At 46.2% G+C, this 14621-nt stretch carries 11 protein-coding genes and 1 rRNA gene; 11 read left to right on the top strand and 1 reads right to left on the bottom strand.

The window, feature by feature from the left end:
* Positions 1–16: 16 nt before the first annotated feature.
* The 8 genes from murD to lpxC all read left to right on the top strand — a co-directional run bounded on the left by murD (position 17) and on the right by lpxC (position 9550).
* The gene (gene murD, locus Q1A86_RS02240; protein WP_299802273.1) at positions 17–1336 is read left to right on the top strand and encodes a UDP-N-acetylmuramoyl-L-alanine--D-glutamate ligase; all 1320 of its coding nucleotides are present in this window, start codon (positions 17–19) and stop codon (positions 1334–1336) included.
* Positions 1326–2543, top strand: a complete 1218-nt coding sequence (gene ftsW, locus Q1A86_RS02235) for a cell division protein FtsW (RefSeq protein WP_299802271.1) — start codon at positions 1326–1328, stop codon at positions 2541–2543. Before murD ends, ftsW begins: the two co-directional genes overlap by 11 nt.
* Positions 2544–2554: 11 nt before the next feature.
* Positions 2555–3652, top strand: a complete 1098-nt coding sequence (gene murG / locus Q1A86_RS02230; RefSeq protein WP_299803121.1) for an undecaprenyldiphospho-muramoylpentapeptide beta-N-acetylglucosaminyltransferase — start codon at positions 2555–2557, stop codon at positions 3650–3652.
* A gap of 1 nt (position 3653) precedes the next feature.
* On the top strand, positions 3654–5123 hold the full coding sequence (gene murC, locus Q1A86_RS02225; RefSeq protein WP_299802269.1) for a UDP-N-acetylmuramate--L-alanine ligase: 1470 nt from the start codon (positions 3654–3656) through the stop codon (positions 5121–5123).
* Positions 5124–5228: 105 nt separating this feature from the next.
* Complete coding sequence (locus tag Q1A86_RS02220) at positions 5229–5993, top strand: cell division protein FtsQ/DivIB (protein WP_299802268.1); 765 nt, start codon at positions 5229–5231, stop codon at positions 5991–5993.
* A gap of 3 nt (positions 5994–5996) precedes the next feature.
* Positions 5997–7232 (top strand): cell division protein FtsA, encoded by a 1236-nt coding sequence (ftsA, locus tag Q1A86_RS02215; RefSeq protein ID WP_299802266.1) that lies wholly within the window; start codon positions 5997–5999, stop codon positions 7230–7232.
* Between the two features lie 31 nt (positions 7233–7263).
* A complete protein-coding gene (gene ftsZ, locus Q1A86_RS02210) occupies positions 7264–8451 on the top strand; it encodes a cell division protein FtsZ (RefSeq protein WP_299802264.1) in 1188 nt (395 codons plus the stop codon).
* A 178-nt stretch (positions 8452–8629) separates the two neighbouring features.
* A complete protein-coding gene (gene lpxC, locus Q1A86_RS02205; protein WP_299802262.1) occupies positions 8630–9550 on the top strand; it encodes a UDP-3-O-acyl-N-acetylglucosamine deacetylase in 921 nt (306 codons plus the stop codon).
* A 7-nt stretch (positions 9551–9557) separates the two neighbouring features.
* On the opposite strand, the gene Q1A86_RS02200 is transcribed toward lpxC, so the two are convergent.
* Entirely contained in the window at positions 9558–10010 is a 453-nt protein-coding gene (locus Q1A86_RS02200; protein ID WP_220761001.1) for a DUF721 domain-containing protein, read from the bottom strand.
* Positions 10011–10037: 27 nt separating this feature from the next.
* On the opposite strand from Q1A86_RS02200, the gene Q1A86_RS02195 reads away from it, so the two are divergent.
* From Q1A86_RS02195 to Q1A86_RS02185, 3 genes are all read left to right on the top strand, one after another.
* Entirely contained in the window at positions 10038–10937 is a 900-nt protein-coding gene (locus Q1A86_RS02195; RefSeq protein ID WP_299802259.1) for a M23 family metallopeptidase, read from the top strand.
* Between the two features lie 60 nt (positions 10938–10997).
* The gene (gene secA, locus Q1A86_RS02190; RefSeq protein WP_299802258.1) at positions 10998–13721 is read left to right on the top strand and encodes a preprotein translocase subunit SecA; all 2724 of its coding nucleotides are present in this window, start codon (positions 10998–11000) and stop codon (positions 13719–13721) included.
* Positions 13722–14555: 834 nt separating this feature from the next.
* Positions 14556–14621: ribosomal RNA gene (locus Q1A86_RS02185) — 16S ribosomal RNA — on the top strand; the annotation flags it as partial.

Here is a 14621-nt window from a genome sequence, read left to right as displayed (position 1 = left end):
ACTAGATAGGTCTGATATGGCGCAGCAATATTCACACATAGTTTTAGGTTTAGGTGCGACAGGTTTGTCTGTTGTACGTTACCTGTGTGCGCAAGGGATTGTTCCTTTAGTCATGGACAGCCGAACTCAGCCTCCAGGAGCTGATAGCTTGGCGGCAGAATTTCCTCAGGTTGAGCTGGTCACCGGTGGTTTTGACTGTCGCTATTTAGTTCAGGCACAGCAGATTGTCATTAGTCCAGGTATCGCCTGTGAAACGCCGGAAGTGCGAGTCGCATTTGATATGGGGATTGAGGTGATTGGTGATGTTGAGTTGTTCGCCCGTGCAGTGGCGCAAACGTCAGCCAAGGTCATAGGCATAACAGGCTCAAACGGCAAGACCACAGTCACCACCTTAGTGGGTGAGATGGCTAAGGCTAGCGGTAGCTCTTACGCTGTGGGTGGCAACATTGGTGTGCCAGCTCTTGACCTATTGCTCGAACCTAAAGACCTGTATGTGCTCGAGTTGTCGAGTTTCCAGTTAGAGACAACCTATAGCTTGCAGTGTGTTGCGGCGACTTGCCTTAACATCAGCGAAGACCATATGGATCGTTATAGCGACCTTGAGTCTTACCGTCAGGCGAAGCTTAAGCTATACGAGCAGAGCAAGATGGCGGTGTTTAACCGCGAAGACGCGTTAACGCTACCAAACAACCCAACTAACCAACAAAGCTTTGGGTTAGATGCGCCAGAGGCCGATGACTGGGGTGTTTCTGGTGGCATGATAGTGCAAGGTAGTAGCCAGATCATGCCTGTTAGTGATGTCGCGCTCGTGGGAAGCCACAACCATGCCAATATCATTGCAGCAATGGCGTTAGCTACTGCGGCAGGTATCAGTCGTGAGTGCCAGATCGAGGTTGCTAAGACATTCTTAGGCTTGGCTCATCGCTGTGAAGTGGTTGCAGATATTGCGGGTGTGACTTATGTCAACGACTCGAAGGCCACTAATATCGGTGCTACCGTTGCGGCTATTGATGGCTTGAGTGAGCATTTAGGTGAATTGATTTTGATCGCCGGTGGCGATGGCAAAGGGGCTGACTTTAAACCTTTAGAACCCGTGCTTGAGAAGGTGAGTCAGTTAATCGTTTTAGGTAAAGATGGCGACAAAATCGCAGCATTGAAACCAGAGGCTATAAAAGTAACTAGCATGGCCGAAGCGGTTGCTAAAGCCAGCGAGCTAGCGACTGCAGGTGATATCGTTATTCTGTCACCAGCTTGTTCGAGCTTAGATATGTACCCTAATTTTATGGCCCGCGGAGATGAATTCCGTAGCCTAGTTGCAGCGCTCCATGGCGAATAGCGAGAAGCAGTTAAGTCTGTTTGGCAGCCGTTTAAAATGGTCGTTGCCGAATCTGTTTAGCGATAACTCGGCGCCAGGGATGCAGCTGTACGATAGAGCATTGTTATTTGCTGTTTTGTCGTTGATCTGTTTTGGCTTTGTTATGGTGATGTCAGCCTCTATGCCTGAGGCGCAAACTTTAACGGGAAACCCGTTTCATTTTGTTTGGCGTCATGGTGCTTACCTTGTTGGCTGTGTAATGATTGCCGCAGTGGTATTACAGGTTGAGATGCGCCATTGGCAAAACTTTAGTCCTTTGTTACTGCTGATTGTAGGCATCATGCTGGTAGCTGTACTGATTGTCGGTACCACGGTAAATGGGGCAACCCGCTGGCTGTCTATCGGGCCGATTCGTATTCAGGTGGCCGAGATAGCAAAGTTTGCTTTTGCCATCTATATGGCGGGTTACTTGGTACGTCGTCACCAAGAGATTAGAGAAAACGCTAAAGGCTTCTATAAACCGATTGGTGTGTTTGCGGTATATGCTTTCTTGATTTTGATGCAGCCTGACTTAGGTACGGTTGTGGTGCTATTTGTTGGCACTGTTGGTTTGCTGTTTTTAGCGGGTGCGCGATTACTGGATTTCTTCGCGCTGATCTTAACCGGCATTTTGGCATTCGTGGCGCTGGTATTACTCGAGCCGTATCGTATGCGACGGGTGACCTCGTTTCTTGACCCATGGCAAGATCCGTTTGGTAGCGGTTACCAGCTGACTCAGTCACTGATGGCCTATGGTCGCGGCGATTGGTTTGGCCAGGGCTTAGGTAACAGTATTCAGAAGTTGGAATATTTGCCTGAGGCACATACCGACTTTATCTTCGCTGTGATTGGCGAAGAGCTTGGGTTTATCGGCATTATCGCTGTCCTTGCTGTACTGCTGTTTGTGGCGCTGCGGGCGATAAAGCTAGGTAACATGTGTTTAGCGCTAGAGCGTGCATTCGAAGGCTATTTGGCCTACGGCATCGGAATTTGGATCTGTTTCCAAACCGTGGTTAATGTCGGCGCGAGTATTGGTATGTTGCCAACCAAAGGGTTAACCCTGCCATTTATTAGCTATGGCGGTAGTAGTTTATGGGTGATGACGGCAGCAGCAATGATGCTTATCCGAATTGACCATGAAAGAAGATTGAGTGTTATCCAGGCCGTGGAAGGCCGGACAAACAAATAATGAGTGAGATAATGACTAACCAAGCTGAAGAAAAACGCATTTTAATCATGGCTGGCGGTACAGGCGGTCATGTGTTTCCTGCGTTAGCGGTAGCTAAGTATTTAAGCCAGCAAGGCTGGAAGGTACGTTGGTTGGGTACGGCTGAGCGAATGGAAGCGAGGCTTGTGCCTCAACATGGCTTCGATATCGACTTTATCGATATTAAAGGTGTTCGTGGTAATGGTTTAATGCGTAAATTAGCGGCGCCTTTTAAGATCCTGCGCTCGGTGATGCAGGCACGCGCCGTAATTAAGAGCTTTAAGCCCCATGTGGTGATGGGCATGGGCGGTTTTGCCAGTGGCCCAGGCGGCGTTGCCGCTAAGTTATGTGGTATTCCTCTGGTATTGCATGAGCAAAATGCCATACCGGGTATGACTAATAAACTGCTTTCACGTATCGCATCAGAGGTGCTATGTGCTTTTGAAGGCACCTTTACCGATATACAAGCGCAGACGGTTGGTAACCCAATTCGTAAAGAGCTGATTGCTTTAGGTGATAAACGCGAAGCATGTTGTGATGATGACTCATTAAAGGTGTTGGTTGTTGGCGGCAGTTTAGGCGCCAAGATATTTAACGATTTGATGCCGAGTGTTTTAGAGGGGGTGAGCAAAACCCATTCTATGACGGTTTGGCATCAAGTAGGGCGTGACAACCTTGCATCTGTGAAGGCTGAATACCAACGACTAGGTCAAGATGGCAGCGTGAGTGTCGCTGAGTTTATCGACGATATGGAAGCTGCCTATCGTTGGGCCGATGTGGTGGTTTGTCGCTCTGGCGCATTAACCGTATCAGAGCTAGCAGCGGTGGGCTTACCGAGTTTATTGGTGCCATACCCACATGCGGTTGACGACCATCAAACGAAGAACGCCAAAGTGTTAGTTAATGCAGGGGCAGCCTTCTTGTTGCCACAGCCGATAGTGGATACCAGTAAGTTGATGACGAAATTGTCGATGCTGGCATCTGATAAACAAGAATTATGTAATATGGGCCAGCGTGCTCGAGACGTAGCCATTTTAGATGCGACAGAGCGTGTAGCTAATGTCTGTATTCGATTAGCTGAGAAGGGTTGAGATGAGTAACAAAGCAGAGAAGTATTCGCAGCTAAGAACCATGATCCCTGAAATGCGTAGGGTGAAGCACATCTATTTCGTTGGAATAGGTGGGGCTGGTATGGGCGGCATAGCGGAAGTGCTTGTTAATGAAGGTTACAAGTTAAGTGGTTCTGATATCGCCCCGAGTGCGGTAACTGAGCGATTAACTCAACTTGGCGTGACTATCTACATCGGCCATGACGCGAGCCAGGTAAAAGATGTCGATGTGGTTGTGGTATCTACGGCGATCAGCGCTGATAACCCAGAGTTAGTGGCAGCAAAAGAATTACGTATTCCTGTGGTACGCCGCGCGGAAATGTTAGCTGAGCTGATGCGTTACCGCCATGGCGTTGCCGTGGCAGGTACTCACGGCAAGACCACCACGACTAGCCTAATTGCTAGCGTTTATGGTGAAGCCGAGCGCGATCCAACATTTGTGATTGGTGGTTTGCTAAATAGTGCCGGCACTAACGCAAGATTAGGCCATAGTCGTTACCTTATCGCCGAGGCAGATGAGAGTGATGCGAGCTTCTTGCACCTGCAGCCTATGGTTAGCGTAGTGACTAATATCGAAGCTGACCATATGGATACCTATGAAGGCGATCTAGAGAAGCTTAAAACCACCTTTGTCGACTTCTTGCATAACTTACCTTTCTATGGCGTCGCGGTTGTCTGTATCGATGATCCTATCGTACGTGAGCTTATTCCGCGTATTGGTCGCCGTATCGTGACTTATGGTTTCAGTGAAGACGCTGATGTTCGTGCGTTAGATTTTAAGCAGACAGGCTATAGCTGCGAGTTTACCGTTAGACGCGCTGGTCTTGAGGATCTGCAACTATCGGTTAACCTGCCGGGCGAACACAATGTATTGAATTCGCTGGCTGCTATTGCGGTGGCGACTGAAGACGATATCGAAGATGAAGCGATTATTGCTGCTCTGGCAGAGTTTCAAGGTATCGGTCGTCGCTTCCAGCAGATCGGTGAGTTCGCGACAAGCAAGGGCGAGATTAAGCTGGTTGATGACTACGGTCATCACCCAAGCGAAGTCGCCGCAACCATTAAGGCTGCAAGACTCGGTTGGCCTGAGCGTCGCTTAGTGATGATCTATCAGCCACACCGCTATAGTCGAACTCGCGACTTGTATGAAGACTTTGTCGAAGTCTTATCGCAAGTGGACTGCTTGTTGATGCTTGATGTATATGCCGCGGGTGAAGCGCCAATACCAGGTGCCGATAGCCGTGCGCTATGTCGCTCGATTCGCGTGCGTGGACAGGTTGAGCCCGTATTTGTTGCCAGCACCGAGCAACTCGAAACGGTATTACCAGAGATCTTGCAAGACGGGGATCTACTACTGACCCAAGGGGCTGGCAGTATTGGTATGTTGTCTCGCAGTCTAGCGGAATCGAACCTTGGTTTTGATTCTGCAGCAACAGATGAAAAAAATGCGTAAATTAGAGCGATATAGCTTAACTTACGCATCAAATTTTGACGCTTGGAATAAGGGCTATATAATGGCCGATTTTCCGGGATTACGGTTGCAAAAGGAAGCCTAAAGGTGTCTTGGCGCGATAAAGGTCAGCGTGTTCGAGTTTTGCTTTCGCAAGCCGATTGGTATCTGTGCTTCGGAGTCGTGTTTTTACTGTGCGTATTGATTGGTTTATCGATGGCAGTAATGAAACTCAATTCCTTGCTAAATGATGCCGATGCGCTGCCTATTGAAGCCGTGGCGATTAGCGGAAAGCGGTTGTATACCGATGATAAAGAGATCCAGGTTGCACTGCAGGATTTAATGCAGCGAAGCTTTTTCTCGGCGGACGTTAATCAAGTGCAAGATGCATTAGAAGCCTTGCCTTGGGTATATCAGGCCTCAGTTCGACGAGAGTGGCCTGCAAAATTGAAGGTCTATCTGGTTGAACAAAAACCAGTTGCACATTGGAATGGTGATGCTTGGCTCAATATTTATGGCGAAGTATTTGATGCGCCAGCGAAAGAAGGTATACCTAACTTACCTTTCTTGACCGGACCTGAAGAGCAAGGTAAGTCGGTGCTAACTACTTACCAACAGTTAGGCGAACTATTAAGAATTAATGGCTTTAACTTACAGAGTTTAAGTTTGAGCCCTAGACATGCTTGGCACGCACAGCTGAATACTGGCATTAAGCTGGAGCTCGGTCGTGAAGACAAGATGGCAAGGATACAAAGATTTATCCACGTCTACCCGCAACTTGCAAAGCAAGATAAACAGGTAGCTATTGTGGATTTGCGCTACGACACAGGTTTAGCCGTAGGTTGGGATGATGCACAGAAAGAGAGCCGTTAATTAATGACCAAGAATCTGGATAGAAATCTGATCGTGGGATTGGACATAGGGACATCAAAGGTCGCTGTCATCATTGGTGAAGTGTTGCCTGACGGTGAGATCAGTATTGTCGGCCTTGGAAACCATCCTTCAAGAGGTATGGATAAAGGCGGCGTTAACGACCTTGACTCTATCGTTCGCAGTGTACAAAGAGCACTGGATCAAGCCGAACTAATGGCTGATTGCCAAGTCTCATCGGTTTACTTGAGTATTTCGGGTAAGCATATCGAATGCCAGAATGAAAACGGCATGGTATCGATTAACGACGAAGAAGTGACCCAAGAAGACGTCGACAACGTGATTCATACCGCGCGTTCGGTAAAGATCCCAACGGAACGTCGTATCTTGCATGTGCTACCGCAAGAGTACGCTATCGATATTCAAGACGGCATTAAGAGCCCGATAGGCATGTCTGGTATGCGTATGGAAGCCAAGGTGCATATCGTCACTTGCGCTAACGATATGGCTAAGAACATCACCAAGAGCGTAGAGCGCTGTGGCTTAAAGGTCGATGACCTTGTGTTCTCTGCGATCGCATCAGCCGACTCTGTATTGACAGATGATGAGAAAGACTTAGGTGTCTGCTTAGTCGATATGGGCGGAGGAACAACAGATATTGCGGTTTATACCAATGGCGCACTGCGTCATTGTGCTGTGGTTCCGGTCGCGGGTAATCAGGTGACTAACGATATCGCTAAGATATTCCGTACACCGTTATCTCACGCGGAGCAGATTAAGGTACAGCACGCTAGCGCTCGTAGCGCGATGGTGAGCCGTGAAGACAGTATTGAAGTGCCTTCAGTGGGTGGTCGCCCTTCACGTAGCATGTCGCGTCACACGTTGGCGGAAGTGGTTGAACCAAGATACCAAGAGTTATTTGAACTGATCTTAAAGCAGCTACGCGATAGCGGACTCGAAGATCAGGTTGCAGCGGGTATCGTCATTACTGGTGGTACAGCATCGATTGAAGGTGCAGTGGATATTGCTGAGGCAACATTTGGTATGCCAGTAAGAATGGCGCAGCCGTTGCCAGTTAAAGGTTTACATGAATATGTGGATCAACCTATATACTCTACCGGAGTTGGGTTGCTTCACTATGGTGCGCGCAGAGTGATTGAACGTCAGTTCGAGCGTCCTGAGCGACAAGGGGTCACCAGTCTTTGGAATCGGGTCCAGAGTTGGTTTAAAGGCGAGTTTTAGTTAATAACGCAGGCAGAACGGAGAAAAGACCATGTTTGAGATCATGGATAGTCATTCAGACGAAGCGGTGATTAAGGTCATCGGTGTCGGTGGCGGCGGTGGTAACGCTGTCGAGCATATGGTTAAACACAACATCGAAGGTGTTGAGTTTGTGGCAACAAATACTGACGCACAAGCGCTGCGTAAGTCTGCTGCATCAACCACAATTCAATTGGGTCGTGATGTGACTAAAGGTTTGGGCGCTGGCGCAAACCCTGAAATTGGTCGCTTAGCGGCAGAAGAAGATAGAGAAAACATCCGTAATGCGATTAAAGGATCGGACATGATCTTTATCGCTGCGGGTATGGGCGGTGGTACCGGTACAGGTGCAGCACCTGTAGTTGCAGAAATTGCACGTGAAGAAGGTATTCTTACCGTTGCAGTTGTGACTAAGCCTTTCCCATTCGAAGGCAAGAAGCGTATGACCTTTGCGGATCAAGGTATTGAACAGCTTGCTAAGCATGTGGATTCGTTAATCACCATTCCAAACGAAAAGTTACTTAAAGTACTAGGTCGTGGCACCTCTTTGTTAGATGCGTTTGCCGCCGCTAACAACGTACTGCTTGGTGCGGTTCAAGGTATTGCTGAGCTAATTACTCGCCCAGGTCTAATCAACGTCGATTTCGCCGACGTGAAAACCGTTATGTCTGAAATGGGTAATGCCATGATGGGTACCGGTGTTGCAAGCGGTGAAGATCGTGCTGAAGAAGCAGCCGAAGCAGCTGTTGCTAGTCCATTGCTAGAAGATATCGATCTTGCTGGCGCTCGTGGTGTTCTTGTAAACATTACTGCTGGTATGGATATGAGCATCGAAGAGTTCGAGACTGTCGGTAACCACGTTAAGGCTTATGCGTCTGATAACGCAACTGTCGTAGTGGGTGCGGTTATTGATCCAGAGATGTCTGATGAGCTACGCGTAACTGTAGTAGCTACGGGTATCGGCGCAGAGAAGAAGCCTGATATTCAGCTTGTTTCTAAGCCTGCTCCACGTCCAGAGCCTATCGTACCGGCTGAGCCTCGTGTTGAGAATATCGTACCGGAAGATACGATTGCACCGGCTATGTCGCACGGCAATACTGCTACCGCAGCTCAACCACAAGTGGCAACACCTGTAACAGAGAAAAAGAACGAACTTGACTACTTGGATATTCCAGCATTTTTGCGTAAGCAAGCTGATTAACTCAAGTGTTAATAAATAGTTAAGAAATATAAGGCAATACTAAAGTGTTGTCGAAAAGCTGAGTGAATTTTGGTGAATTTGCAAAGATATGCTAAGATATCCGACCAGCATAGCCTACACACGACTAAAAAGTGTGTGGTTAGTGCTCTTTATGTTGAGATGATAAACGGGTAAATACATGATTTTTCAAAGAACTGTCAAAGAAATGGTTAAGACTACTGGTGTTGGATTGCATTCCGGCAACAAGGTGACTTTGATCATTAAGCCCGCACCAGTTAATACCGGCATTAAGCTAGTTCGTACCGATTTGTCGCCAGCAGTGGAAATTCCAGCTGTTGCCGATCAAGTGCGTGAAACGACTATGTGTACAGCCTTGGTTAATGACGATGGTGTTCGTATCTCAACAATTGAGCATCTATTCGCTGCGCTAGCCGGATTAGGTATCGATAACGCAGTTATCGAAGTTGACGCACCTGAAATTCCAATTATGGATGGCAGTGCGAGTCCTTTTGTTTTCCTATTGCAATCAGTAGGTATTCAAGAGCAAAACGCAGCTAAGAAATATATCAAAATCACTAAACCTATCCGTGTTGAAGACGGTGACAAGTGGGCAGAGTTAAAGCCGTTTAAGGGCTTCCGAGTCGATTTCGCAATTGACTTTAACCACCCAGAGATCGCTCGTAGTCAACAGCATATGGTTATGGATTTTTCATCATCTGCTTTTGTTAAAGATATCAGCCGCGCTAGAACTTTTGGTTTTATGCGAGATATCGAATATCTAAGAGCCAATAATCTTGCACTAGGCGGCAGCATGGAAAATGCTGTTGTACTTGACGAATATCGCGTCCTCAACCCCGATGGCCTGCGTTATGAGGACGAGTTCGTTAAACACAAGATCCTTGATGCTTTTGGTGATTTGTATGTGGCGGGTCACGCGATTGTTGGTGAGTTCTGCGCATATAAAACAGGACACGCACTTAACAACCAGTTGGTGCGTGCCATGCTAGCACAGCAAGATGCTTGGGAAATCGTGAGCTTTGAAAAAGAAGCCGATGCACCAGTCAGCTTCTCAGTACCCGCGGGTGCTGTATTCGCTTAATCGCGAATTAAGATTGCCTTGAACGGCTGGCTAATGCAGCCAGCCGTTTTAGTTTTACCGCTAATGTCCCCTCTGTATGTTCAGCTAAAGCTTCGATATGAGCGGCGGCGTTTTCACTAATTAGGTTGTGAGCAGGCTTGCGTTTTGTTTCATACATTAACAAGCTTGGGTTGACTTTAACTTCGATTGCGGTAAGCATGGGTAGCGTTTCGGCTTGTAGCAATTGTAGTATTTTGGGTTTTTGGAAGTTAATTCTTGCCGCCCAAGCAGCCGTGGTTGTTTCAATCACCAAGATCCCTTGGCGTAAATTGGCGACCTTTAGTTGCTCTGTCACTGGACCAGTCAGCACTTGTTTCACGTAGTGATCTAAGTGTAATAACAATTCTGCTTTTTCAGCGAGATTAGGCATAGTGCCTTGCTGATGCAGTAATTGACTGAGATCCTGAGGGGGCTTTTTCATATGATAATAAAATGGCTTAATTAGGCTATGAGTGTAACAGTTTTTATTCAAGGTCGAAATGGTGCCACACGCTGGCAACCAGGAAAGCGTTGGCTACTATTGCCGATACTGCTAATTGCTGCAGGAACCGGACTATATCAGCACAATGCTAAGCAACTTACACAGCAACAAGCTAATGTCGATAGCGAGCGTATGGCTCGTGAAGATCAAAAGGATGAGTTAATTGCACTTAAAAATGCGACTGAAACTCAACTTTCGATGTTGGTTGCCCACGTTGCACGTATGCAAGCTAAACTCACGCGCTTAGAAGCCTTGGGTCAGCAAGTTGCTTTAAATAATCAATTAGAAGATCAGTTTGATTTCTCTTCAGAAGTCGGTGTTGGTGGTATCAGTGATTTAGGTACTAACATCGAACTCGATCAGCTTATTGCCGATATGGATAAGCTGGTATCTAGAATAGATAATAATAATGTTCAGCTTTCACTACTTGAAACGGTAGCATCTAATCTCCATATAGATGAAGAACGTTATATATCTGGGCGACCAATTCAGAAAGGTTGGTTATCTTCGCCCTACGGTTTACGTAATGATCCTTTTAACGGTAAACGCACGATGCATAAAGGTATCGACTTTGCCGGAAAAGAGGGCGTCGATGTAATCGCTACCGCAGGTGGTGTGGTTACATGGGCGGACAAGATGTTTGGCTATGGTAATTTAGTTGAAATTGATCATGGAAATGGTCTAAGTACACGCTATGGTCACAATAAAGCTTTGTCAGTAAATGTGGGTGATGTGGTCGCTAAAGGCGATAAAATCGCTGTTATGGGGAGTACTGGGCGCTCGACAGGGCCTCATGTGCATTATGAAGTGTTGCGCGGTGGACAGCAGATTGATCCGCAAAAATATGTCTACCGCAAGGCTGGGTAATCGTAAAATCGGCTTTCAGGCTCTAAAAGGGACTTGGCCAATAACATAGAAGTGGTTCAGATGTTTGGTAAATTACTGACAAAAGTATTTGGTAGTCGCAACGATCGTACACTTAAGGCATTTGGTAAAGTCGTTAATAAAGTTAACGCGCTAGAAGCTGAATACGAAAAGCTATCGGATGAAGAATTAAAAGCAAAAACAGCTCACTTCCGCGAGCGTTTAGACGGCGGTGAATCATTAGAAGGCGTTTTACCAGAAGCATTTGCTACGGTACGTGAAGCATCGAAGCGTGTATTTGATATGCGTCACTTCGATGTGCAACTTATTGGCGGCATGATTTTGGATAGTAACCGCATCGCAGAAATGCGTACCGGTGAAGGTAAGACCCTAACGGCAACTTTGCCAGCTTATCTTAATGGTTTAACAGGTAAAGGCGTACACGTTATTACAGTGAACGACTACCTAGCGGGTCGTGATGCTGAAAATAACCGTCCGCTTTTTGAATTCCTTGGCTTAACAGTTGGTATTAACGTAGCGGGTCTTGGTCAAGTCGAAAAGAAAGCGGCTTATGACGCTGACATTACTTACGGTACTAACAACGAATTCGGTTTCGATTACCTACGTGACAACATGGCGTTCTCTCCTGCAGAACGTGTACAACGTCCACTTCACTACGCATTAATTGACGAAGTCGATTCAATCCTTATCGATGAGGCGCGTACGCCACTGATTATTTCTGGCGCTGCTGAAGATAGTTCTGAGCTTTACATCAAGATCAACACATTGATCCCAAATCTTATCGCACAAGATAAAGAAGATACTGAAGAGTATGTGGGTGAAGGTGATTACTCAGTTGATGAGAAGTCAAAGCAAGTTCACATGACAGAGCGTGGTCAAGAGAAAGTAGAGGTGCTATTGACTGAGCGTGGCATGCTAGGCGAAGGCGATTCACTGTATTCAGCAGCTAATATCTCTTTGCTCCACCATGTGAATGCAGCTCTACGTGCACACACACTATTTGAAAAAGACGTCGACTACATTGTTCAAGATAACGAAGTGGTTATTGTTGATGAACACACTGGCCGTACTATGCCAGGTCGTCGTTGGTCTGAAGGTCTGCATCAAGCAGTTGAAGCTAAAGAAGGCGTTCATATTCAAAATGAAAACCAGACTCTAGCATCGATTACTTTCCAGAACTTCTTCCGTCAGTATGAAAAGCTTGCCGGTATGACGGGTACTGCTGACACTGAAGCATTTGAATTCCAGCATATTTATGGCCTTGATACCGTAGTGGTACCAACAAACCGTCCAATGGTACGTAAAGATCATGCGGATCTGGTTTACCTAACCGCTGAAGAAAAATATGCCGCTATCGTTAAAGATATCGTTGGCTGTCGTGAGCGTGGTCAGCCAGTATTGGTTGGTACGGTTTCGATTGAGCAGTCAGAATTGCTACACAGCTTGCTGAAGAAGCAAAAGATCCCACATGAGATCTTGAACGCTAAGTTCCATGAGCGTGAAGCGGATATCGTTGCTCAAGCGGGTCGTACTGGTGCAGTAACTGTTGCAACTAACATGGCGGGTCGTGGTACGGATATCGTGTTGGGCGGTAACTGGAACATGGAGATCGAAGCATTAACTAATCCAACTGACGAACAGAAGGCCAAGATTAAGGCTGACTGGAAAATTCGTCACGATGAAGTGGTTGAAGCCGGTGGTCTACATATCCTAGGTACAGAGCGTCATGAATCACGTCGTATCGATAACCAGCTACGTGGTCGTTCTGGTCGTCAAGGTGACTCTGGTTCATCTCGCTTCTATCTATCTATGGAAGATAGCTTAATGCGTATCTTCGCTTCAGACCGTGTATCTTCAATGATGAAGAAGTTAGGTATGGAAGAAGGTGAAGCGATTGAGCATCCATGGGTATCGCGCGCTATTGAAAACGCACAACGTAAAGTAGAAGCTCGTAACTTCGATATTCGTAAGCAGCTACTGGAATTTGATGACGTAGCTAACGATCAGCGTCAGGTTGTTTATGCACAGCGTAATGAATTGATGGATGCTGAAAGTATTCAAGACACCATTACTAACATTCAAGAAGATGTAGTAAATGGTTTAGTCGACCAATATATTCCGCGTCAGTCTGTTGAAGAGCTTTGGGATGTTGAAGGCTTAGAGAAGCGTCTACAACAAGAGTACGGGATGAGCCTTCCTATCCAAGAATGGTTAGATAAAGAAGACGACTTGCACGAAGAAACATTACGTGAGCGTATTGTTGAAACTTGGGTGAATGCATATAAAGCAAAAGAAGAGATGGTAGGCGAGCAAGTACTACGTCAATTCGAAAAAGCGGTAATGCTGCAAACGTTAGATGGTCTGTGGAAGGAACACCTTTCAGCAATGGACCACTTGCGTCAAGGTATCCACTTACGTGGTTATGCACAGAAGAATCCAAAGCAAGAATACAAGCGTGAATCGTTTGAGCTTTTCCAGCAAATGCTTGAGTCATTAAAGCATGATGTCATTAGTGTACTGTCTAAAGTTCAAGTACAGGCACAATCTGATGTTGAAGAGATGGAAGAGCGTCGTCGTCAAGAAGACGCGAAGATCCGTCGTGATTACCAACATGCAGAAGCTGAAGTAATCGTTGGTGCAGAAGAAAGGGCATCATTAGCTGCTACTCAGCCAACTGTTCGTGATGGTGAGAAAGTTGGCCGTAACGATCCATGCCCATGTGGCTCTGGTAAGAAGTATAAGCAGTGCCACGGTAAGTTAAGCTAATTACATTATTAAACGAAAGGGTGACTCATTGAGTCACCCTTTTTTTTTATGCGCAAATTTCTAATAAGGAATATTGCTAGCTGAGTGGGTCGGTGGCAGTTTCGATAAAGTTAAGCTATATATACTGGCTGAGTTACCAAAGTCGAAATGTTTTAATGTACTGGTTTAAGTATATAGCGCATCAATTTTAATATGGCAGTAGCTTTAAATCGTGTTGAAGTGCGAAAAAACAACAAATTTGAAGCAGTGTGTGGATAACTCTGAGAATAACTAGTGTTTAAGTTGTGCTTAAATAATAAGATTGAAAAAAGACGAATTTTTTCGAAAAAAGCGCTTGCGCTAAGATCAAATCTCCCTATAATGCGACCCCACTGACACGGTGAAGCAGGCAGCAAGCCTGATACAGCGAGTTAGAGAGGTTAACTTCTACGGAAATTAATCTTAGGTGAAAAGCGGTTTAAGAGCTTCACTTGATGTGCCTTGTATAAGAAATCATCGCTTGGAAAACTTCTTAAAATAAACGCTTGACGCCAACAACGGGAAGTGTAGAATACGCCTCCTCAGCCAAACGACCTAAGCGTCTAAGGCGCCATTTTGAAAGACTTGTTCTTAATAGAAGTGGCACGCTCTTTAACAATATGACAAGCAAATCTGTGTGGACACTCACAGGTGTTGAGTTATTCGAAATTGCTTCGCAAGAAGCAATCAAAAATTTTCTCGATGAACCACTGAGTGACCATAGCAATATGTAAACTTCATTAGCCTTAGGGTTGATGAAAAACAGTATAATTCATTGAGCCGTTTTGCTCTTAACCGAGTGAAACAACAAAACTTTAATTGAAGAGTTTGATCATGGCTCAGATTGAACGCTGGCGGCAGGCCTAACACATGCAAGTCGAG

It is taken from the genome of uncultured Shewanella sp., assembly GCF_947497935.1.
Taxonomy (GTDB): domain Bacteria; phylum Pseudomonadota; class Gammaproteobacteria; order Enterobacterales; family Shewanellaceae; genus Shewanella.
This window is presented reverse-complemented; position numbering and strand designations above follow the sequence as displayed.

What these genes read in the sequence shown, in the direction of transcription:
- murG (WP_299803121.1), top strand. Translation starts at nt 2,555, where the DNA reads ATGACTAACCAAGCTGAAGAAAAACGCATTTTAATCATGGCTGGCGGT.
- murC (WP_299802269.1), top strand. Translation starts at nt 3,654, where the DNA reads ATGAGTAACAAAGCAGAGAAGTATTCGCAGCTAAGAACCATGATCCCT.
- secA (WP_299802258.1), top strand. Translation starts at nt 10,998, where the DNA reads ATGTTTGGTAAATTACTGACAAAAGTATTTGGTAGTCGCAACGATCGT.
- ftsZ (WP_299802264.1), top strand. Translation starts at nt 7,264, where the DNA reads ATGTTTGAGATCATGGATAGTCATTCAGACGAAGCGGTGATTAAGGTC.
- ftsA (WP_299802266.1), top strand. Translation starts at nt 5,997, where the DNA reads ATGACCAAGAATCTGGATAGAAATCTGATCGTGGGATTGGACATAGGG.
- Q1A86_RS02195 (WP_299802259.1), top strand. Translation starts at nt 10,038, where the DNA reads ATGAGTGTAACAGTTTTTATTCAAGGTCGAAATGGTGCCACACGCTGG.
- murD (WP_299802273.1), top strand. Translation starts at nt 17, where the DNA reads ATGGCGCAGCAATATTCACACATAGTTTTAGGTTTAGGTGCGACAGGT.
- ftsW (WP_299802271.1), top strand. Translation starts at nt 1,326, where the DNA reads ATGGCGAATAGCGAGAAGCAGTTAAGTCTGTTTGGCAGCCGTTTAAAA.
- lpxC (WP_299802262.1), top strand. Translation starts at nt 8,630, where the DNA reads ATGATTTTTCAAAGAACTGTCAAAGAAATGGTTAAGACTACTGGTGTT.
- Q1A86_RS02200 (WP_220761001.1), bottom strand. Translation starts at nt 10,010, where the DNA reads ATGAAAAAGCCCCCTCAGGATCTCAGTCAATTACTGCATCAGCAAGGC.